The sequence below is a fragment of the Vibrio sp. 03-59-1 genome (genome assembly GCF_013114135.1).
Taxonomy (GTDB): domain Bacteria; phylum Pseudomonadota; class Gammaproteobacteria; order Enterobacterales; family Vibrionaceae; genus Vibrio; species Vibrio cortegadensis.
The window spans coordinates 33,922-55,159 of record NZ_VTYA01000020.1; the positions used below are offsets into that span (position 1 = coordinate 33,922).

Annotated in this window: 24 protein-coding genes; all 24 read left to right on the forward strand. The window is 44.7% G+C overall.

The genetic code is table 11. The annotated features are described in order from the left end of the window. The first annotated feature begins 35 nt into the window (after positions 1–35). The 24 genes from F0249_RS17105 to F0249_RS17220 all read left to right on the forward strand — a co-directional run bounded on the left by F0249_RS17105 (position 36) and on the right by F0249_RS17220 (position 21,226). Positions 36–506: a hypothetical protein gene (locus F0249_RS17105; RefSeq protein ID WP_171757296.1), complete on the forward strand. Its 471-nt coding sequence runs from the start codon at positions 36–38 to the stop codon at positions 504–506. Continuing rightward, on the forward strand, positions 487–2,574 hold the full coding sequence (locus F0249_RS17110; RefSeq protein ID WP_171757297.1) for a terminase gpA endonuclease subunit: 2,088 nt from the start codon (positions 487–489) through the stop codon (positions 2,572–2,574). The genes F0249_RS17105 and F0249_RS17110 overlap by 20 nt, the downstream gene beginning before the upstream one ends. Then, positions 2,571–2,777 (forward strand): hypothetical protein, encoded by a 207-nt coding sequence (locus tag F0249_RS17115; protein ID WP_171757298.1) that lies wholly within the window; start codon positions 2,571–2,573, stop codon positions 2,775–2,777. Before F0249_RS17110 ends, F0249_RS17115 begins: the two co-directional genes overlap by 4 nt. Then, positions 2,770–4,257, forward strand: coding sequence for a phage portal protein (locus F0249_RS17120; protein WP_253825339.1), 1,488 nt, complete (start codon positions 2,770–2,772; stop codon positions 4,255–4,257). Before F0249_RS17115 ends, F0249_RS17120 begins: the two co-directional genes overlap by 8 nt. Beyond that, positions 4,250–6,433 carry a head maturation protease, ClpP-related gene (locus F0249_RS17125; protein ID WP_171757299.1) on the forward strand — a complete coding sequence of 728 codons (2,184 nt, stop codon included), beginning with the start codon at positions 4,250–4,252 and terminating at the stop codon, positions 6,431–6,433. The genes F0249_RS17120 and F0249_RS17125 overlap by 8 nt, the downstream gene beginning before the upstream one ends. Before the next feature lie 76 nt (positions 6,434–6,509). Continuing rightward, positions 6,510–6,842 (forward strand): DUF2190 family protein, encoded by a 333-nt coding sequence (locus F0249_RS17130; protein ID WP_171757300.1) that lies wholly within the window; start codon positions 6,510–6,512, stop codon positions 6,840–6,842. A gap of 4 nt (positions 6,843–6,846) precedes the next feature. After that, a complete protein-coding gene (locus tag F0249_RS17135; RefSeq protein ID WP_171757301.1) occupies positions 6,847–7,179 on the forward strand; it encodes a hypothetical protein in 333 nt (110 codons plus the stop codon). Beyond that, on the forward strand, positions 7,157–7,684 hold the full coding sequence (locus F0249_RS17140; RefSeq protein ID WP_171757302.1) for a phage tail protein: 528 nt from the start codon (positions 7,157–7,159) through the stop codon (positions 7,682–7,684). Before F0249_RS17135 ends, F0249_RS17140 begins: the two co-directional genes overlap by 23 nt. After that, complete coding sequence (locus tag F0249_RS17145; RefSeq protein WP_171757303.1) at positions 7,650–8,156, forward strand: hypothetical protein; 507 nt, start codon at positions 7,650–7,652, stop codon at positions 8,154–8,156. Before F0249_RS17140 ends, F0249_RS17145 begins: the two co-directional genes overlap by 35 nt. Further along, the gene (locus F0249_RS17150) at positions 8,125–8,841 is read left to right on the forward strand and encodes a phage baseplate assembly protein V (RefSeq protein ID WP_171757304.1); all 717 of its coding nucleotides are present in this window, start codon (positions 8,125–8,127) and stop codon (positions 8,839–8,841) included. The genes F0249_RS17145 and F0249_RS17150 overlap by 32 nt, the downstream gene beginning before the upstream one ends. Beyond that, positions 8,838–9,173: a phage baseplate protein gene (locus F0249_RS17155; RefSeq protein WP_216599650.1), complete on the forward strand. Its 336-nt coding sequence runs from the start codon at positions 8,838–8,840 to the stop codon at positions 9,171–9,173. The genes F0249_RS17150 and F0249_RS17155 overlap by 4 nt, the downstream gene beginning before the upstream one ends. Continuing rightward, positions 9,170–10,150 (forward strand): baseplate J/gp47 family protein, encoded by a 981-nt coding sequence (locus tag F0249_RS17160; protein ID WP_171757305.1) that lies wholly within the window; start codon positions 9,170–9,172, stop codon positions 10,148–10,150. Before F0249_RS17155 ends, F0249_RS17160 begins: the two co-directional genes overlap by 4 nt. Continuing rightward, positions 10,134–10,763: a phage tail protein gene (locus tag F0249_RS17165; RefSeq protein ID WP_171757306.1), complete on the forward strand. Its 630-nt coding sequence runs from the start codon at positions 10,134–10,136 to the stop codon at positions 10,761–10,763. Before F0249_RS17160 ends, F0249_RS17165 begins: the two co-directional genes overlap by 17 nt. Next, positions 10,744–12,114 (forward strand): tail fiber protein, encoded by a 1,371-nt coding sequence (locus F0249_RS17170; protein WP_171757307.1) that lies wholly within the window; start codon positions 10,744–10,746, stop codon positions 12,112–12,114. The genes F0249_RS17165 and F0249_RS17170 overlap by 20 nt, the downstream gene beginning before the upstream one ends. Further along, positions 12,111–12,470, forward strand: a complete 360-nt coding sequence (locus F0249_RS17175) for a phage tail assembly chaperone (protein WP_171757308.1) — start codon at positions 12,111–12,113, stop codon at positions 12,468–12,470. Before F0249_RS17170 ends, F0249_RS17175 begins: the two co-directional genes overlap by 4 nt. A gap of 95 nt (positions 12,471–12,565) precedes the next feature. Next, on the forward strand, positions 12,566–12,799 hold the full coding sequence (locus tag F0249_RS17180) for a hypothetical protein (RefSeq protein WP_171757309.1): 234 nt from the start codon (positions 12,566–12,568) through the stop codon (positions 12,797–12,799). After that, positions 12,799–13,983, forward strand: coding sequence for a phage tail protein (locus F0249_RS17185; RefSeq protein ID WP_171757310.1), 1,185 nt, complete (start codon positions 12,799–12,801; stop codon positions 13,981–13,983). The genes F0249_RS17180 and F0249_RS17185 overlap by 1 nt, the downstream gene beginning before the upstream one ends. Then, the gene (locus F0249_RS17190; protein ID WP_171757311.1) at positions 13,973–14,461 is read left to right on the forward strand and encodes a phage major tail tube protein; all 489 of its coding nucleotides are present in this window, start codon (positions 13,973–13,975) and stop codon (positions 14,459–14,461) included. The genes F0249_RS17185 and F0249_RS17190 overlap by 11 nt, the downstream gene beginning before the upstream one ends. A 79-nt stretch (positions 14,462–14,540) precedes the next feature. Continuing rightward, a complete protein-coding gene (locus tag F0249_RS17195) occupies positions 14,541–15,212 on the forward strand; it encodes a phage tail assembly protein (protein ID WP_253825340.1) in 672 nt (223 codons plus the stop codon). Between the two features lie 153 nt (positions 15,213–15,365). After that, positions 15,366–18,422 (forward strand): phage tail tape measure protein, encoded by a 3,057-nt coding sequence (locus tag F0249_RS17200; RefSeq protein WP_171757312.1) that lies wholly within the window; start codon positions 15,366–15,368, stop codon positions 18,420–18,422. 11 nt (positions 18,423–18,433) lie between these two features. Next, positions 18,434–18,814: a phage tail protein gene (locus F0249_RS17205; protein WP_171757313.1), complete on the forward strand. Its 381-nt coding sequence runs from the start codon at positions 18,434–18,436 to the stop codon at positions 18,812–18,814. Next, positions 18,798–19,001 (forward strand): hypothetical protein, encoded by a 204-nt coding sequence (locus tag F0249_RS17210; protein ID WP_171757314.1) that lies wholly within the window; start codon positions 18,798–18,800, stop codon positions 18,999–19,001. Before F0249_RS17205 ends, F0249_RS17210 begins: the two co-directional genes overlap by 17 nt. Next, the gene (locus tag F0249_RS17215) at positions 19,001–19,975 is read left to right on the forward strand and encodes a hypothetical protein (protein WP_171757315.1); all 975 of its coding nucleotides are present in this window, start codon (positions 19,001–19,003) and stop codon (positions 19,973–19,975) included. The genes F0249_RS17210 and F0249_RS17215 overlap by 1 nt, the downstream gene beginning before the upstream one ends. Beyond that, positions 19,976–21,226 carry a site-specific integrase gene (locus F0249_RS17220; RefSeq protein ID WP_171757316.1) on the forward strand — a complete coding sequence of 417 codons (1,251 nt, stop codon included), beginning with the start codon at positions 19,976–19,978 and terminating at the stop codon, positions 21,224–21,226. It abuts the gene before it with no gap. Positions 21,227–21,238: the final 12 nt, after the last annotated feature.

Sequence of the window (21,238 nt, forward strand, 5' to 3'; positions counted from 1 at the left end):
CTCGGAGAGACGAGACTCATTCAAGAGGGCTTTCAATGAACAATGAAAAACGCCTCTGGAACAAATCAGAGCTAGAGGCATTCGGCTATCACCGTTCCACTATTGCTAAAAAATTAAAGAACGCTGGTATAGATGCCACGGCTTATCACGGTCAAACCCCGCTCTATGATGTTATTCAAGCGGCACCTTATCTTACTCAAGCACCGGTTAAAGAATCAGACGCGCCCGATCTTATGGGCTTTAAAACAGCGGCTGAATTACGGGCATACCTGCAGGCGCAAGGTGAAAAGCATAAGCTAAAACAAGATGTTGGCGACAGTGTTGAGAAAACCGATTATGAAGAGCAGATCGCTATCTGTATTTCAGCGATTAAAGATTTCAAAGAGAAGGTCATCAATCGGATTGAATCCACCATTCCTACCGCCACGCCTGAGCACCTTGAAGACTTAGAACGATTACTGAATTTTGACTTAAAGGCGGTCGCTGATGAGCTTGAAAGAGTTTGATCCTCGGCTTGGTGTTGAATACGCCAATGCCGCACAAATAAGACGAGATTTAGCCTACCTTTGCAGACCAGCGGATAAAACACCGGTGGATGCCGCAGATGAAGGGTTATGGATTTCAGACGGGACAGATGTCACCAAGTTTTTATCTAGCCAAGTTCCTTACATGCGAAAGCCTCTTAATTGTTTGGCAAGGCGCGTATATGAAGCGGTGATTGTGGTTGGCCCTGCACGTTCTGGGAAAACCAAGGCACTGGTTGAAGGATGGATTAACTATGCATTAACGCAAGCACCTGGTGACATGCTTTTAATCTATTCAACGAAAACAAAAGCAGAGGACATGTCCAAGGTGGATTTGTCTCGCTGTTTCTCTGCCACACCTGATATCGCGAAATTAAAAACAGGTCGTAAGTCAGACGACAATATCACCTTCAAACATTTCAAAAATGGCATGAACTTGAAACTGGATTCAGCAACAGAAACCAGTTTATCCGCTTCGACTTACCGTTATGCAGGCTGTACCGATTTTGATCGTGCTGATGATGGCGTAGGCCAAGAGGGGAGTAAGTTTGAGTTAATGCTCATGCGTACTCAGAATGCTAAATCTTCTGGCATGGTGATGGCTGAAAGCTCACCAGGTCGTATCGTTCGTCAGCCTAAAGCCGCTGAAGAACTGACACCGCATGAGGCTCAGCCCTGTGGTGGTATTTCTGAATTATTCAATCAAGGTGATAGGCACCGTTTTTACTGGTTGTGTGAAGATTGTGGCGCATATTTCAGGCCCGAGTTTGAAACGCTGAAATGGGTAGAACATGAAGACCCAATGGAAGCGTCAAAAAGTGCTTGGGTAGAATGCCCACGATGCACTCATAGAGTTAAAGAAGTCGAAAAACAAGCGAAAAACTTGCAAGGTGATTTCTTCAGAGAAGGTGAAATAGATAAGTACGGCCAGCTCGTAACCGATGAATCGCTCATCAGAAAATCCAAATGGGCAACGTTCTGGTTTGAAGGCCCCATTGCAGCTTATGCCAGTTGGCAAAACTTAGTGTATCGCTATCTTAATGCTCAATCTATTTATGATGAAAGTGGTGACGAAAACGCCCTTATCTCATTCATTAATACCCGTATGGGGCGTTCTTACATTCTTCAAAATGAAAGCAACGATATTGGTGCTCATGAGCTGATGCTAAAAGCCGTGGATTACCCAAGGGCTGAAATTCCAATGGGTGGCCGATTCCTGATCATGAGTATCGATGTTCAAGGCGGAAAAAAGAACGCTCGCTTTGTTGTCCAGGCTCAAGTGTTTGGTGAAGGGTTGCAACGTTGGGTGATTGATCGTTTTGAAATACTGGTTAACCCCAACCGAAATAATGACCGGCTTAATCCAGCGGTATACGCAGAAGATTGGGATTTATTGATTGATCAGGTAATGAAGAAAACATATTCGTTGGCTGACGGCTCAGGCCGAGTGATGAAGCCTGTGCTGACTCTGTGTGATTCAGGCGGAAGCGCGGGAGAAAAAGATGGTAAGAAAACTTCAGTGACCGATCAGGCTTACCAGTTTTACAACAGTTTAAAACCAAAAGGATTATCTCATTTGTTCCGTTTGGTTAAAGGGGCCAGTCGAGACATTGACTCATTGGTTAAACAGAGCCATCCAGATAAACGCAGTAAGTTAGCTCATGGTGAAATTCCGCTTCTTTTGCTGCATACCAACCGTTTAAAAAACCGAGTCGCGGCCAGTTATTCACGCTTAGAGTTTGGCTCTCGTTACTTCCATTTACCCAAGTGGGCAGAGCGTTATTGGTATGAAGAGCTCACGGCTGAATATATTAATGATAAAGGCGATTGGGAGTGTCCTGCTAATACGTCAAATGAAACGCTAGATCTATGTTCATACGCAGAAGCAGGAATGCATTACCTCGGCGGTGATGACATCAACTGGGACAAACCACCGTTATGGGCAGCAGATTGGCAGATTAACCCCAATGTCATTGATGCTGATGTGAAACCAGAATTCGAACGTAAACCTAAACGTCGATATAACCATTCAAAAGGCATTTTCGGATGATAACGATACCCACAAACCGTGAGCGCCTTGCGTGGTACATAGACGCTGAGCGCAAGATTTTAATGCAGCAAGAAGTGACGACGGCAGAAGGTGAAAAGCTAACACTAGCGAGCCTTTCTACTGTTCGTAAAGAGATAGAGCGTTTGCAAAGGCTGATTAACGCAGGAAGCCGCTCAATAATTAGGAGGGTGAGGCTTGAATAATCCGCTGAATTTCTTCGATAGAATTGTGGCGACGGTGAGCCCTAGTAATGGCATTAAGCGTTTGCATGATCGCATGCTGCTGAATCGATATAACGCAGCAATGCCAAAAGAGCCGAGAACAAAACGTAAGAATAACTTTTCTAAACAAACCCCAAACCAACTCAATCAAGGTGCTAAAGCGCTGTATCAACGAGCTCGCCATGCCGATGAAAATAACCCGTTCGTAACGGCCATTCTTGATGAACTGTGCGCCAATGTTGTTGGGCCTAAAGGGATCATGATTGAGCCTCAGCCATTGGATCATGAAGGCAATGTTCATGTGGCATTTGCTCAAGCGATCAGTAAATGGCATGAGCTTCATTCATTAACCCAAAACATTAATGGTGAAATGTCTCGCTCAGAAACAGAGTGGTTAGCCTGCCGAACCTGGCTGCGTGATGGTGAAGTGTTTGGCCGTATGTTTATGGGCGAACATGGTGATTTGAATTACCCGTCAGTAACCCCATTTGCTATTCAAGCTTTTGAACCGGACTTTGTGCCTCATCATATTACTGAAGTTCAAGGTGGTTTGATGGAAGGCATTAAACGTAATCAATTTGGGCAAACTGAATCTTACTTGATCCAAAAGGATAGCAAAGGCTTTGAGTATGCGGAAGTCGATGCAGGTTTTATCTGTCACCTTAAATTCACGCGCCGCTTACACCAGAACCGAGGGATATCCATTCTTCACTCAGCGATTGATTTGGCAGATCGAATCGAGAACTACGATTTTACGGAAATGCTAGGGCATGAAATCGCGGCTAAGTTCGCGTTTTATGTACAGCGAGATAAGGACATGCCCAATGCTAACGAGCTTGACCAAGGCGGTGATATTGCTCTGGGGGCGGCTAACTCGTTTGAACTCGCACCAGGTGAGAAAGCGGGGATTGTTGAATCGAATCGGAAAGAGTCGGCCAGTGCTGAGTTTCGGTCTAGCCAACAGAAGTTAGTCAGTAGTGCTGTTGGGGTAAATAACTCTTCGGTGACTCGTAACTATGATGGCTCTTATACATCGAATCGACAAGAGCTCACGGACTCCCACGTTAAGTATAAAGTGCTTCAGCGTGAATTTGTCACGAACTGGACTCGCCCTCAATATCGTCACGCCTTAACAATGGCGATCATGAAAGGGGAGCTAAAAATTCCACCGACGGTTGATGTAAACACGATATTGAATGCCATTTATCAAGCGCCTGTTATGCCTTGGATTGATCCCACGAAAGAGATGATAGGGATCGAGAAAGGGACGCGTTTGGGCTTGTTCTCATTGAGTCACTATCAGCGTGAACGTCATGTAAACCCACTTTCAACTCGTAAAGAGATCAAGGCGGAACGTCAGCAAATGAAAGACGACGGGATCGTTAGCACTTCAGACCCTGCTCATAATCTTGTCGAAACCATTCAAACTAACTCCAATGGTGAGGGAACCTTTAATGCCTAAACCGCAACAGAGTGAACCAAGAAAAAGCTGGTACACATTAAACAACGAAGCCGCGAATAAATCGGCTCAACTCTATATCCATGGCCTCATTGGTGATTACAACATTGAAGCCATTCATTTGGTTCAAGCGTTGCAAGCCGTCGGTTCACAAGACCTTACGATGCGTGTGCAGTCTTATGGTGGCAGTATCTATCAAGGCTTGGCGATGTTTAATGCCATCAAAGCTCATAAGGGCAAAACCACTGGCGTGATAGATGGTATTGCTGCATCCATCGCTGCGTACATTCTTATGGCTTGTGATGAAATCCATATGCCTGAAAACGCGACGTTGATGATCCACATGCCTGAAATTGGTGTGCGAGGTGGCGAGCAAGAAGTTGAATCAGCCCTTACTCAACTTAAGAACTCGAAACAAACCATTTCTGAAGCGTATGCCGAGCGTAGTGGTAAGCCGATTGAAGAAGTGCTTGAAGCGATGGAGAAAGAGACTTGGTTCACCGCTCAACAAGCTTTGGAGTGGGGGCTAATCGATAAGGTTGTTGATGCCGTCGATCTCACAAACCGTTTCAACGAACAAGATGCTACGGAAATAGCTAAGTTTAAAAATGCACCTGAATCCCTTTTAAATTGCATCACGCTTGGTAAGCCAGAGAGTCACGCTGAGCTTGATACAAGTACCCCAACGAATGCGGCACCTGCCGACAACTCTCAACCAGAATCAAACCAATCTGAACAGGTAAGCGACATGCCGAAACCAAACGAAGAACTTATTAATGCTGTAAAAGCAGAAAACAAACGCCAACAAGCCATTCGCAGCCTATGCCATAAGCATGGTGTGAAAGGTGAGTTGGTGAATCAAATGCTTGAAGATATGAGCTGCACGGTTGAACAGGCTTCAGCTCGTATTCTCAGCAATATGAATAATGACCGCGAGAGTCTGCAAAACCTTTGCAGCACTCTGAACCTTGGCGAAGAACTGACGAACCAAGTGTTGAGCGACCCTAATTTTACAATGGAAAATGCATCAAAAAGCCTAATGAACATTCTCGGCCAACAAAGTGCGGAAGGTGGTGCAAATGGTATTACCCCAACGCAGGTTCATGTTGGCAATGGCAATCACGTTAAAGATGAACTGCAAAACGCTTTGAATGCGAGAGCTGGTGTCGCAGAGCTAGAGAAAGATAACTCGTTTGGGCATGAATCATTATTGAATATGGCACGAGCAAGTTTGGGTGCGAACTCTCGCAGTGCGATGACTAAAGACGAACTGGTGAACCGAGCGTTCAACTCTCAAGACTTTGGCGACATTGTCACGGAGAGTATCCGCACTGTAATGCGTGATGAACGTGAAGCGACCACACCGTTATGGCGTGAACTCGCGAATATTGAAAGCTTACCTGATTTCCGAGAAACAGAATTAACCATGGTGAATGACGCACCAGACTTGATGAATATCGGTGAAGACGGTGAATACAAATCAGCCATTTTAAAAGGTAGCGGTGAACGTATTCAACTTGCGACCTTTGGTCGAGGGATCCAGTTTACTCGCCAATCCATTATTAACGATGAGATTGGTCTGATTTCGAAAGTGCCACGTAAGTTCATGCAAGCTGGTTACCGCTTAGCAGACAAGCTGATGTTCAACGCTATTCTTAGCGGGAAAATGGGCGATGGTAAATCTGTCTTCCAGAAGAACGTTCAGGGTGATTGGGGTAACTTAACCGATGGCATTGCTGCAGGTGATCATGAAGCGTTAATTATGGCACTGCATAAGATGTTTGCGACCACGACGACGATCCCGGTCGATGGTAAAGGCACAGGCGACCCATTAGATTTACGTGGTGAAATTCTACTTGCGAATCCAGATCATGCTTCGATGTTTGAAGCTGTGCTCAACACGGCCAGTAAACCTGATCACTATAACCCTGCGTATAAGAAGTTTAAGCGAGTGATTGAAACCGCAAGAGCGAATGCCATTAATGGCGCTATCGGCTTTACTAGCAAAGATTTTGATACGGTTCTTATGGGCTTCTTAGATGGTCAACAAGACCCGTGGCTAGAAACGGGAGACGGTTGGAGTAGTGATGGCGCTAAATTCCGCATTACTTACGACATTACCTCTAAGGTTCTGGATCGTCGTGGAATTAACCAAGCATTGTTCGCTGCCGCTAAATAATTAGCAGGTTATGTTCGTCATTGGGAGGGCTTTTGCTCTCCCTTTTTCATTCTTATTTATTCAGAGAGATGTCCCTATGCATCAAGCAGAAGGTAAAAAAATTGCGGTGGTCGCGCCTGCAGGCGGCTTTGTTAAAGATGTGCCGATCTTAATTGGTGCGTTATTGGTGGTACCTAGCTTTAAAGCAAAAGAAGGTGAAGTGGTGACTTGTACTTATTCAGGTTATTACGACGGTCCGGTTAAAGTCGGTGATGTGCCAGCGTTTGGCTGTGAACCTGTTTACTTTGACGATGGCGCATTCACTAAAACTCAGCCAACTGACGCAGGAAAGGTTGAACAACCTATCGGAGTGTTTGTGGATGGCGGCGTGCTGTTAACGGGTGAGGTGATCACTCAGTTCGTGGCGTAATGTTATGAGTAGTTTATTTGATAATGCCCGAGGGTTACTTCGGGCATCCATTGCCGATTGTTTTGGCTCGCCTAAATCAGTGATTAATGAGCAAGGGGATACGCTATCAATCATTGGGTATGTGAAAAAATCGCAACACGGTGAGCGTATTACCTTTCGGTTATTGACCAGTGAAACTCTTCCAGATCATTGCACTATGGCACATGAAGGGCTCGTCTATTCGTTGTCGTACGCTCAATCATTACCAAGTGGAAATGGCGCGAGTGGCCTTACTAATGAATACACATTGGTAAGACATGCTAAAGGTTCACAAAATGAGTGGTCTGAATTTAACTAGAAACAACCGAGCCTTACTCGATACGGAATTTATTAGGCAATACGAAGCGTTTGAGAAAGAGATACCTAAGGCGGTGAATCGTGCCGCTGTTCTGACGAATCGATGGCTTAAAGCAGTCACTATGGCCGAGCTTGGTTATGAACTTAAGATTGATGCAAAAGCATTACGCTCTCGATTCAAACTGTATAAAAACGGTCGAATTTCAAAGCTTTGGATTGGCGTTAATGAAATCGGTGTTCACCGTATGGGGACGCCAATCCAAAACAAGAAAGGTGTTCGTGTAGGAAGTCATTTTTATGAAGGGGCTTTTATTGCTCCAATGGATAGCGATGAGCTTCTGGTGTGGAGAAGAAAAGGTAAGTCTCGACATAATATTGAGATGATCACCATTGATATTTCACAGGATGCTGAAGAGATTGTTGAGCGATACCTTTCTGATATTAATCGTAAATTTGAGGAGTTTTTCCACCGTGAATTCAAAAACGTTTTATCACTCGCCGCGTGAGTGGGTAACGGCGGTTAAGGACCACCTTGAGCGCAAGATGAATATCGAAATAGGGTCAATTTATAAGCGCAAGCCGGTTGAAATTAGTGAGGTCACATTCAGTTATCAAGTCGGTGAATCGGATCCCTATAACTCGCTGAGCAATGAGGAGCGTTCTCAACACAATATTGAATTACGTTTCATGATTGAAGTTCCCACATCAATTGATGGTTTTGATCTTGAAGCGTTAGATGCCTCATGCCGTTTAGAACGTGAGATTTGTAATCAATATTTCGGTGACGCATTCAATCAAGAAGATGCTCAGCTTGTGTCTAATCTCCCTAGCAAATTTGACCCAGAACATGGTGTGTTTGCGCGTGTGGTGACGATGCGCCAACAAATTTACGTTGGCCCACTGGAACAAGAATATGGATCGCTAGAACTATGTACGGGTGACAACAATGAATTTCATTCTGCGGATTTTGAGCATTGAGAAAAAGCTTAGAGATTTCATTGAAGAGTTTAAAGATTTAGAGAGGCGTGTCGCGAATATTATTCGGCTTGGTACCGTGCAATCTGCCTACGATACCACTGTCGATGTTACGACGAGTTCAAACCTGGCGAAAGGCGTTCCTTTCTTTGTGCCTGCCATGGGTCGAGTGAAAGATTATCGACGGCCAACGGTTGGTGAGCAGTGCATTCTTATTAATCTTGGTAATGGCGATAACCTTAATAATGCGGTGGCGTTAATGGGGTTACGTTCGAGTCGCTTTCCTTTCCCAACACTCAACGAAAACGAAGTGATGCGCGATTATGGTGGCGGCATGAAAGAGGTGTACAACCTTGATAATGGCTCAGTGACTTGTTTTTACCCAGGCGGAATGACCCTCCATGCTGATTTAACCCACATTGGTAACCAAGAACATACCGGTAATACCAATCGAACGGGAGATACGATTTCAACTGGGCAGATCATAAGTACTGGGGTCTTCAATCATGCCGGTGCGTTCTCTGTCTCAATTGGGGCGGTTTATGGCATGGCTCGATCACAAGGTGCTTCTTCGTTCTTTGGCTCTTTACATGTACTGAATGGTGACGTGGTTGTCGATGGTTATAGCGTGAAGCTTCACCACCATATTGGAAATGAAGGCAAACCGACAAGTGAGGCGAAGCAATGATAGTTGCTGTTGATCAAGAGACAGGGCGAACGGTCTATGGTTTGGATGCGTTGGCCTGTCGTTTTAAGCGTGTGCTGACGACGCAAATGAATGAACGGGTTAAGCGTCGGCAGTTTGGTAATAGAGCGCTTAACCGATTAGGAAAAAATCAAACGCCCCACGAAGCGATGATCGTTCAAAACTTATCGATTGAAGCGCTGATGAATCCACATTGTGGTTTACCTGGTGTTGTCATTGAACGATGCAAAGCAACGGCGACAAACCAAGGTTTTCAAGTGAAAGTGTGGGGGAGTTGGCAAGGGCAAGACATTGAGTTGAGTACAAACCTATGAGTGTCTCTACACCTAAAGCATACCAAGAACCAGATTATGAAGTGCTACTGGCTGAATACATTGATCATGCCGTTGTCCATTGTGCAAAGAAAGATGAAGAAAAGGCCAAGTTGCTGAGAGAGAGCTTAGAGAATGATGCCGAGCTGCTTGCACAAGTCATGCAAGCTAACGTTCTCAAGCGTATGGCGGAGATTCGGGAGCAAAATTACTGGGCGCTTCAAATGTTCCGTAAGTATGTAACTGAAACAGATTTAGTTGATCTCATGGCGCTGCAGTATAGCTTAAAGCGTCAGATACTTGAGTCTGAAGATACCAGTGTACATCCACCCAAACCTGCGGTTCTTGAATCGAATGACGATCTTCTTAAGCGTTTTGATATGGCACCGTATCAGTTCCATACCACTGGCACACGCATGGGTTACCGCTTTCATGCGTTAACATTGGATGAGCGCCCGAAGATCACTATTGATTCACAAGAGAATGTCGTCACGGTTCGTTATGAGTTTCCTACAGAGCGGTTGAGCAATCCGGTGAAAGATGCACAGCCGCGCATGGTTGAAGCCAATTCTGGAAAAGTGTGTAACGCTATTTTGAGCCGTGAAACACCAACGGGTGAGCCGTCAGAAACTCTCCTTGCAAGGGTTCTTGCGTACCTTAAACGTGATGATATTGCCCAAGAGTCAGATGATGTCACGGTCAAATCTCCTCAATTCAAAGATTACAAAATACATGTGATCGCGAGAACTGGTGCCGATCCAAATAATGACTTTACAGAAGAGCAGGGAATGGCCGTTGCTCAAGCGTTTGCTGATAGTAAATTCAACCTGAAAACGGATGTTGAAACCGACGAACTAGCCCATGTTTTCTATAAGAATGGTGTAAGACCGATTGTGCTTGAGCCACAGAGCAACATTCATTGTGATTGGGATGAAGTGCCTCGCTGCACTGAGGTGGTGATTGATGTCAGAGCAGAGTGAACCATACAACAGCGTTCAACCTAACAATCGCACCATTATTGAAGAGTCATTAGAGTTTGCCTGGGACAAGGTTTTAAGCCAAACGCAATGCCCATTCCCAAGCTTAAAAAATCCTATGTTATGCCCTGATGGTTTTGTGTCATTACTTGCGGCAGAAAGAGGGGTGCTAGATTGGCAACCTGGTGACACGTTAGAGCAGCAACGGGAAACAACAGATAAAGCTTTTGAGATCCACAGTAAAGCAGGGACAAGATACGGACTTTCAAACTCGATCAACGCGCTGGGTTTTAAGTCTAAAGTTGAGCGAGGCGAATTGCCGTATTCGATTAAAGCCAGTGCTGAGATTGAGAAAGGCAAACTCGATGAGGCACTACAAGCTCGTTTAGAAAGTCGCGTAAATACTTACAAAAGTGAGCGAGATACTGTTGAACTTCAACTCGTCAGAAGTAGTGACATCAACATATATACAGGGGTTATGTGCGAAGTTGCGGTGATCAATGACAGTGAGCCCTACGGGTTTAACGGCATTGATGCCAGCGATGGGGCATACACAGCAGTGATCTTTGAAACCCATATTTATAGTGAGAGCCATTATGCCTCAATTAACTCTTGATGAACTAGAAGCCTTGGACCTACGAGGTTATGTAACGCAGCTTGGTTTTAATGCTGAAGCCAATGCAAAGACCTTCGGGAACAAAATAAAAATAACAAAAATTCAAGTGGATGGTGGGTTGTTACCGATCGAGCGCTCACCTGTTTCAGTTGAAAACGTAGTTCACGATTATGGTGATGAATCTATTTTTGATGCTGTCGTGAATGAAGATGCAGCAGGCGTAATGACCGCGCAGATTTCTATTCCTGTTAGTCATGCTATCAATGGTGGTAGCTATGAAATTTGGGGTTTAGCTGTGATCGCTGAATTGGATGGTGTTGAGTTCATATATTCATATCGCCGGATTGAAGGCGATGTAAAGCTCTTCAATTCTGATAGTTTGAAAAGTTATCTGTTCCGTGTGACTTGGCAAACCTCCAATGCTTCAGTTATTGAATATGTCATAGCGCCTTCAATTGCTTATGTCACTCACAAAGAGATGAGTGAGCATGAAAATAAAGATGACGCTCACAGTCAATACGAACGAAAAGACAACGCCGCAACGAACGACGATATAGACAATAAATCAACAGCAGAAAAACACATTAAGTTGCCTCAACTTTTTCGTGCGTTTTTAGGTTTTATCACTAACCAGTGGAATGGTGATAAAACTGATATCGCGGTCAGTCAGAAAGGTGTCACCGATGGACTCGCGACAAAAATAGATAAAACGTCAATCACTGATAGCATCAATTCAACATCGAGTGTGCTCGTTGCGTCTGCAAAAGCCATTAAAACAGTGAAAGATATTGCCAATGAAAAATGGACCTATGTCACTGCAACGACGGGGCGATACGGTGCTACGTTGTTATCAAATTCTTACACAGGCACAAGCCAAACTAAAGCGGTGACAGAGAAAGCATTAAGTGAGGGTTTAGAGGCTATGGCAGCGAAGAAATATAAAATGGTGTCGATGGTCGGCAATGGCATGGTGCCAAAAACGTATACACCAGACAGTGGAGACACTGGTCAATATGCATATGGAATATTGGTGAGCGATGCTGCTATGGGTTCCACTGGAATCATTCGAATCAATGCGAAAACAGGGCAGTGGTGCAAATTCCATCACATAATGATGGGGCAATATGCGAACACAGTTTTTATTACTAAGTTAATAATTGATGGAACGGTTGTTTCTCAAGGACAAAACTTAGGTTTTGATAGATCTGAAGAGGCATCAAGGGACAATTCATTTAACCTATTTATGACAATGTATTGGCGTACTATAGAAATTCATTGGAAAGCTGTTGAATCTTCGCCTAGCTACAATGACATTTTGGCGGGTTGGGCGGATTATGAGGTGGGATCATGATAATCAAGTACATAGTTGATGGTGCTGAAGTGCTAGATAAACCACAAAATGGTGAGCGTTATACTGAAAATCGTTGGGTTGATGGTGTGCTTGCGGTTTCAATCGAATCGATGGCATCAACACCAGAAAGCCGCTTGGAATCGAAAAAAATTGAAGAACGAGCATGGCGTGACTCTGAAATTGCAATTGTCTCTGAGCTCAAAAAAGAGATAGATCATCCCTATCTAGTCGAACTTAATGATTACTTGCAGTTACTACGGGATTACCCAAGTGAAGCCGATTTCCCAAATGGTGAACGTCCATCAAGACCGATTTCCCCATCAAACCATCAAATCATTTTAACTCCCGCCGCGTAAGCGTTTTTTTATATAAATCTACACCCCAAGCTTCGCTACCGTGCGAGGCTTTTTGTATCCCCAACTTCTTACCTAAGAAAACCGGAGCTTAATCTATGGCGACCTCCGCTAAGACAAAAAGCAAAAAACAGGATTACCCAATCCTTAAGCCATTCCGCTTAAACGGACAGTGGCACTACCCGAAAGAGAAAACTATTCCACTTTCTCTTAAACAAGCCTCGTTTCTTCTGCTAAGTGGCAAGGTCGGCAAGCCTGGCACTAAAGCACCTATTGAAATTGAAGCATCCGTTGATGCAAAAGTATCAACAACTAAAAAGGAGACGAAATAATGTCAGAACCTGCATTAGCTCCAATTCAAGACTTTGAAATGAATGGTGCTGAAGTTCGCACCATTGAGCCTCAACCAAGTATGGGGCCGCTTGCTCTACAGGTCGTACACTTAACGGGAACGGCACCTAACAAACATGCAGGCATGGCGTTTAGCGAATCCACACGCCTGTGGGATTATTCGCATGCCATGATGATGCTTGATACCACAGGAGACAGAGCTGGCACGCTACCGCTCGTTGTTCAATATCTCTTTGAGTACGTGAAAGCGATTGTTTACGTCACGATTGAAGAAGAAGGCGCAGACGCTGCAGCAACTGAAACCAATATCATCGGCGGTATTGATGCTACGACAGGCGCTAAAAAAGGTATTTATACGGCGAAATCATGCGCTGAAACACCAACCATCATCGCGGCCCCAGGTTTTAGCTCAATCACACTTGGTCAAAAGCTATCGCTGATTGGTCGTGATGTGCGATGTCGTCCTGTTCTCGATGGCCCTAACACCAATGATATGGATGCGGCTAAGTTTGCCGCCAATTTTGGCGCAGAAGGTACCGGGCAAGACAAACTCTCTATCATCGACCCTTGGTTTCTCACTAAGCACGATGGTGAACAAGTCTTAATGCCAGCTTCAATCGCACTGGTTGCGGCGATGGCATCTGTTGAAGGGCATGAAAGTCCGCAGAACCAAGGTGTGAACTGTGAAGAGACTTCTCGCCATGTTGAATACATCATCAACGATAAAACCACTCAAGCAAATTTTTTAAACAAGCATGGCGTGGTGACGATTTGTCGAACTCGAATGGGAGGCTGGTCAATTATTGGTAATCGCTGTAATACAGGGCGCTTTATTGGCCATGTAGGCCTAGAAGATTTAATGGCCCGTAAACTAGAAGAAACCTCTCAGCCACTTATGGGCAAGTTACTCACACCTGAGTTCATGCAGCAGGTTATCGATCGTTTAACCAATTGGGGTCAAAGCCTTGTCGCAAGTGGCACCATTCCTAAGTTTAAAGCTTATTTACATCCAGATAAAAACAGTGTCGAGAACTACACCTCTGGGCGTTGGTTTATCTGTTTGGATTATGGTCGTTTCTCACCCAATGAGCACATGGTGTATGAAATGAGTGTGGATAACGGCTTAATTGCAGCAATGTTAGAGGAGATTGTTAATGGCGGCTGATCGTATCGCAAGACGTATCACGGCAGTACTGGAAGGTGTGCCGTGGATGAATGAGATTGTCGAAATCTCAATGCCTGAAATTACGTTCAAAGAGCAGTCTACGGACGGCTCTTTTTTAGAAATGGATGACATGGTTCGCCTGAATAAGTTGACCTGGTCGGCTAAGGTTCGTGGTGATCGCAAAGAGATTTCGAAGGCGCTTGGTAAGTTCATGATGAAGCCTGGTCAATTCAACGTGACGGAAAAAGGAGCCACTCGTCAAGGCGATAAGTATTCGGAAGAACACTCACTCTACACCACAGTGAAAAGTGTCAAACCTAATCCGAAGAAGATGGGCGAGAAGCCAGAAGTGACCATTGAAGGCACTTGTGAAGCCTATACATTGAAAGATACGGGGCAACTAATACACGACATTAACGGCACAACGGGTAAATGTGTTGTATTTGGTACCGATCTCATGAGTGAAGCGGGGATTTAGCGACTCACTTAAAAGCAAATAATTAACTTAGCCTCTTCTTTTGTTGGAAAGAAGAGGCTTTTTTTATGGAGCAAACAAAATGCTAAACGACAAATCAGTTCTAAAATTCTTCAGTCGTGATCATGAAAAGAGCAACAAGCTAGAAGCCGAGCTTGCCTCGTTAAAATCCCAAGTAAAGGCGGTGAATAGCGATACTCCCGAAGCCGATTTAAAAGCATTACAAGCAAAAACAGATAAGATTGCAGCTGAAGTCAAAGCACTGCGAACGGTCGCACTGAAAACCATGTCCATCGAAGCATTTAAAGCGCTACCTCATATCAAGCTTGATGAAAATGAGATGAGCCACTTGCAAGTATTTGAACAGCGTAAAGCGGTGATCATGTTATGCAGTGAATTAACGACTGAACAGTTTGATCTTCTTGCGGCTCCAGATTTTCATAAGCTACACCGTGATACCTGCGATTACATCCTTACGCCTTCCGATGTTGCGATGGATAAGCCGCTTAATGAAGATGTGTTTGCGTGGGATTTGATGCACCCATTTACCAACGAAGTGCAAGAAAGCCACAGTCACATTCGCTTTCATGTACCTAAAACCATCCACTCTGAAGAACTGGCCAAACTGACGGATGACGAACAGCGTGAAGATTTTATGTTTCGCGTTGTTACCGGCTTAGAAAAATCTGATTTTGCTTTCCTTTCTACAAATGACTACCTGGCGCTAAAACCGCAGGTGGGCGCTTTTTTTTAACGATTGGCGGCATTCTTTCTGCTGAGGATGTCGAAGCGCTGATTGATTATATCCCTATGTATCGCAACACCTCTGAAGATGAGCTACGCCAGTGGCCTCAAGATGTGGCGATCCATCGTTACAACCTCATCCTAAAGAATATTGGGGTAAAAGATGTCTGAAAAAATTAGTTTAGTGCTCGATACGGTTGTAAAGGGCACTGAAGATATTCTCTCTACCACCACTGCAACAGAGCGTTTAACTGCTGCCATTGAAGAAGAACGTAACCAAGTTAGAAAGGTTAATGGCGATCTCAAAAAGGTAACCGGTTATCAATCGGCCATTAAGTCGATGAAACGGATGCGTGAACAGTATCGCGCAGCTGAAGCCGATGTGGCTCGATTATCTAAAGAGCAAGCCGATCATAAGGAAACCACACGTAAACTGCGTGTTGAGTATGCGGCTGCGGATACTGAAGTGAGCCGTTTAAATGCTCAACTCAAGAAAACGTCTGGTGAAGGTGCGGTTCAACTTCAAAACAGGTTGGATTCTGCAAAGAATCGAATGAATGCTCTGAATATTGAGATGGGTGAAGGCAAAGTTCGAACGTCTGATCTCAATAAAGCATATAAGCAAGCTACTAAACGAGTTAATACGCTATCTGAAAAGCAAGTTAACCAGACGAATAAGCTTAAAAAATTAGGTGGAGAGCTAAAAGACGCAGGAGTTCATACTAATCGCCTTGCGGCTGAACAGCGTAAGTTAGAGCGTGAATCAGAAAAAGCGACCGCAGCGATTGCAAAGCAAAATGAGCATCTTAAGAAGCGTAATGCTATTAAGTCTCGCATCGATACTCGTAACGCCAAATTAAGTGATATTGGTGGGCAAGCGAGCTCGTTAGCAATGAAGGCTATGCCGCTAGGGGCAAGTGTTTATTCAGCGGTTAAAAATGAATCCTCTTTTGCTGATGTAAAAAAAGTCGTCGATATGTCACCGGAAGAAGCGGCTCAACTTCGTTCTTGGTCGTTACGAACCTCAGCATCAAAAGAAGGCGGTGGGTTAAAGGCCAATGAGATAAACGATATGCTCGCAGCTGGTGGGCAAAGTGGCATTCAAGATGTCGCAGAGCTGAAATCCTTTGTTCTCGATTCAGCTGCGATGGGCGTGGCTTTTGATATGGAAGCGGGTCAAGCGGGAGAAACTCTGGCTACATTCAAAGCTGCTCTAGGTTTAGATCAAGAAGGTGCGATGGGGTTAGCCAGTACCGCAAATAGTCTTTCCAATAAGTTTAATGCTAAAGCGGGGGATATTGCTGGTGTAATGGCTCGGCAAGGGGCCAGTGCAAAAATGGCGGGGTTTAATGTGAATGAATCCAGCGCATTAGCCACCTCGATGCTGGCCACGGGTATGAATGAAGAATCAGCGGCTACGGCGCTTAAGAATATTTCGGGTCGTTTGACCTTAGGCTCTGCTGCAACCAATTCACAGCGAGGCGCACTTTCAAAAATAGGTTATAACTCTGAAGAGTTAGCCAGTTCGATGCAAACGGATGCGTCGGGCACGTTGATGGGCGTACTTGATGCGATAAAAGATGCACCACTTGAGGAACAAGGTGCATTAATCAGTCAAATTTTTGGTGAAGAGGCAAAAGGCGCAATATCTGCATTAGCGGGTAATACGGAGTTATACCAAGAAGCTTTGGCCGTTGCTAACCAAGAACAAAGTACCCACATTGACGGACTTCAAAAAGAGTTTGCAAGCCGCATCTCGACAACTGAAGGGGGCATTTCAGGTTTCATTAATAAAGTGACTAGGCTCAGTGTTATTTTTGGTAATTCGCTTTTACCTGCACTCAATTGGGTGCTTGAGCCATTAGGCAATGCGGCGATGTTACTTGGTGATTTTGCGGAGGCGAACGAAGGTGTAACTTCTGCCGTTGCCATTGGTGTTACTGGGTTTGTTGCGCTGAAGGCCGCTTTACTGGCAGGCAAGGCCGCTTCGTTAATTTTCGGTAATACCCTAGATAAAGGAAAGCTATTTCGAAATGGTTTAGATCGAGAAACATCAACAAGTGGCAAAGCGGCTAAGTTTGCTACGAAGCAGATCCGAAAACTCAGTGATGCGCTTTATGATATTAGATCACATGAAGGAGGGGACCGCTCTCGACCTTATGAGCGAAGGGAACGTGTACGAAAGAGCCAACCGAACCAACGCTCACGAAGCCGTTCTCGTGTACGTAGCCTCAATATGGCTAAAAGTGGTAAGCGAGGGCTATTTGGCAAGATCGTCAATCTTGGCGGCAACGTTCTTTCGTCAGCCTCAAACCGAGTCAGTAACGCTCGAAATATTATCAACAATCGTGGAATAGGTGGTGATGCTCGGCGGTTTAGTTCTTATCAAACAAACACAAGCGATAGCTACCGCTCTAATCGCTCCAAACGCTTTGGGCGTTCTCGTAACCTCACCTCTAGAGTACTGAACATTGGCCGTTCGCTGTTCTCAACGGTTAGCAACAAGATGGGCAACGCTCGTCATGTGGTGGGAAACACCGCCACCAGTGTTGGTGCACGAGCGTTTAATACAACGTCTAATGTTATGCGAGCCAATAAAGGTGCTCTACCCATGTCGTTGGGTGGTGGCGCGTTGGCCATGATGCCGATGATGGCGGCGGCTCAAGATGCGGTTGATATCGGAGGTGATATTGCAGAAGGCATTGGGAAATCTGGATTAAGCAAAGTGCTACGTCCGCTTTCTATGGCGATTTCGGCTGGCAATATTGCTACGGCTTTAACTAATGGCAATACGAAAGAAGCGGTGACTGAAGGTGGAAGCTTACTTGGAGGAATGGGGGGAGCAAGTCTAGGCGCAGCATTAGGCACCGCAATCTTCCCTGGTGTGGGAACGGTGGTTGGTGGTTTAGTTGGTTCATTAGCCGGTGATTTCTTTGGTGGCAGCATGGCGGAATGGTTAGGCGATAAACTCACGCCGATGCCGAATAAGCTCATGCAGCCAGAGGAAGTTGAAACGCGTTTAGCTGAGAATCGTAAGAAAGAGGCCACGGCTAAATCACATCCACCTGTCAAAGTGGATGCCCCTATTCAAATCCATGCAGCACCAGGTATGGATCCTCAACAGATAGCAATGGAAGTAAAACGCCAACTTGAAGAAAGTTTGCAGATGACGGGAATGTCTATCGAAGACTCACTTTCGGTTTCTTACATCGATGCATAAAAGGGTTGCCTATGTATCACTTAGTTATTGGGGATGTGGTGTTCTCGGTTCAAAACCGAACACCTATTTCTCGCCTCTCTCGTACTGATTTCGGAACTTATTCAGAAACAGCGTTAATTGATAACGCAGATTCTGAGCCAACAGGTTCACCACTAAGTAAGATTTCAATTACTGCCACTTGGACTCGCTCTACCGCCACTGAATCGGTCAATAAAGTGCGTGAGTTACTGACGGTTCCTCAGCAAATTAGCGATGGTGATGGTTGGAACCTTGGCCGATGGACCATTTCTCAAATTGAAGAGGTGAAAAGCGAGATCATTCATAACGGTAAAGCGATGAAAACAGAATTATCGATTCAGTTACTGGAGAAGCGCGGTGCAAGTACAAGCTAAAGCTGGTGAGTTAATTACAGACTTATTGTTTAAACACACAAAGTCTGATGATGACGAATTAGAGCGTAAGTTTTATATCGCGAACCCTCATGTTCGTACTGATATTTTCAAACAAGATTGTGTCGTTGTGATCCCTGAAGCGTTCAGGACGACTCGAAAACAAACGGTAACAAGGAGCTGGGACTGATGTTCAAACTTGAAGGTAAAGGTGCTGAAATGATTTTGGCGAATTTAAAAAGTTGGAACTTAACGGATGGCAACGGTGTGGAAGGGGACAGTTTAACGCTGTCCCTTTTTTCTGAGGGTATCTCTGGCATTCCACCAAAAGGTGAGAAGTATGAAGTGTATTTGGGGGAAGTGTTCCGCGATACCTTTCAGATCAGTAAGCGCAGTGCAAAGATGAGCCCGAAAGAGGTGAGTTTGGTGCTGTCTGTCGCGCCATTTAATAAGGATGATGCTAATGGGTTTCGTGCTAAAAAGTCGAACAGTTGGGATAAGGTTTCTATTGAGAAAGTGATGGTCGATAGTTTGCTTCCACACGGCTACTCGGTTTTTGTCCATCCTAAATTACAAAAAATTGAAATCGAGCATTTAGATCGCACAGATGAAAGTTGTAGCGTTTTCTTAAGACGACTAGCGAAGCAATATGATGCAGTGGCAAAACCCGTCGGCAGTACTTATGTGATGGCCCCAAAAGGAGAGGTGTTAAGTGCAAGTGGAAATACAATTGAAACCATTACGTTGTCACTTCCTGTTGGTAATAGCTCAACACTTCCCAACTTCGTGAATGTCGATGTGGAACTTGATGGTCGAGAGGATTTTAACGGTGTGTTGGCCTCTTACCTTTCTACGGATGAGGGCAAGCGGCTTGATGCTAATGCCGGTAGTGCTCCTTTCAAAGTGTTGGGTAAAGATTTCAATAGTGAAGCGGAAGCAAAGCAGGCTTGCCTAACAGAGTTAAGGCGCATCCAAAGAGAGGGGCGAAAACTGACCATTACAGCTCCCGCCAATAGCAGTGCTTTTGCTGAAGGTTTAATAGTGCTCGATGACAGTTTTGATTTGTTATTCAGAGGTTCGTGTTCAATTGATTCAGTGACGTTTTCTGGGCAAGGGCGCCAGGCTAAAACAATGTCCATTCAAGCCACATTGACGGGGGTATAAATGGGAGTTCGCTTAAATACTCATGCGCACTATGCACAAACGGTGAAGTGTAAGATTTCTGATGCAAAGATTCGGCAGTATGCGAAAGAGCCTACGGTTAAGCGTCTTAAAGATGAACGTTTTTCGCTGTATTACGTTTATAAGAAAGATCGCTCTAAAGGAAGTTGGAAGTACTTTAGCTACAGCGAAGGCAAGCAACATAGTGTTGTTTATGCGCACTTCCCCGAAACGCCGACGAAAGTAGCTCTTCAGTTAGCAAAAGAGAAACGAGATGACGATACACCACTAATTCGCAAAAACTTTCTTCCTGATGTTAACGACGTGTTGGAGTGGCACATTACAAGGCAAGAGGAGTTGAGCAAGTTAGAAGATAACCGACTATCTGCTATTCGGAGTATGTTCAATGTTCACCTTTATGCATTTTTTGATGGCGTTGCAGTTTCTGAAGTATCTCATCGTGTGATTGATGAGTATTTCTTTCTGCCGTTCTTAATGCAAGGCTACTCACTCAACTACGCGAAAGGCTTGTTCCAACTGCTAAAGGTGGCATTTTCAACCGCTCATAAAATGGAGAAGTTACACACGAACCCATTGAGCGATATTCAGTGGAAAGATTTTCACAATAGACCGATCCCTCCTAAGCCTCCAAAGCTGATGCCGATCAATATTCTAGATACGATACAAGCGATTCGTCACTCTAAGCCAATCCCCAAAGCACTATGCACATTGATGCTTTATCACGGTACCCGTATTGGTGAAACTCGAATGGCTGAGTGGCGGCATATTGATTTCAGAGCAAAACAATGGGTGATTCCTGCTGAGAACACCAAAACTAAGCGTGCGATTGTTTATCCACTAACGGATAGCATGGTTGAGTTCTTATCTTCATACAAGCAATGGCTTTTGGATAATAATTACAAAGGCAAGTTTGTTTTTCCATTAAGCAAACGAGACAACTTTCCTACTCATAGGGCAAAAGCGTGCAAATTGGTTCGCTTGGTGAGCAAAGGATCGTGGTCTGCTCATGATTTACGAAAGCTTGCACGAACTGTTTGGGCTGATTTAGGCGTCGATTACTTTGTTGCTGAGTCGCTTTTGAATCACGCAAAGGACAAATTAGATGTTGTTTACATTCATTCTCTAGTGGAACTGCAAAAGAAAGAAGCCCTAATTCAGTACCATGAGTGGTTAAATAATTGCTGGCGAACCTTTCCAGCACCTGATCTGCAATCGTCATTAGATCTAAAATGATCTTTAAAATCA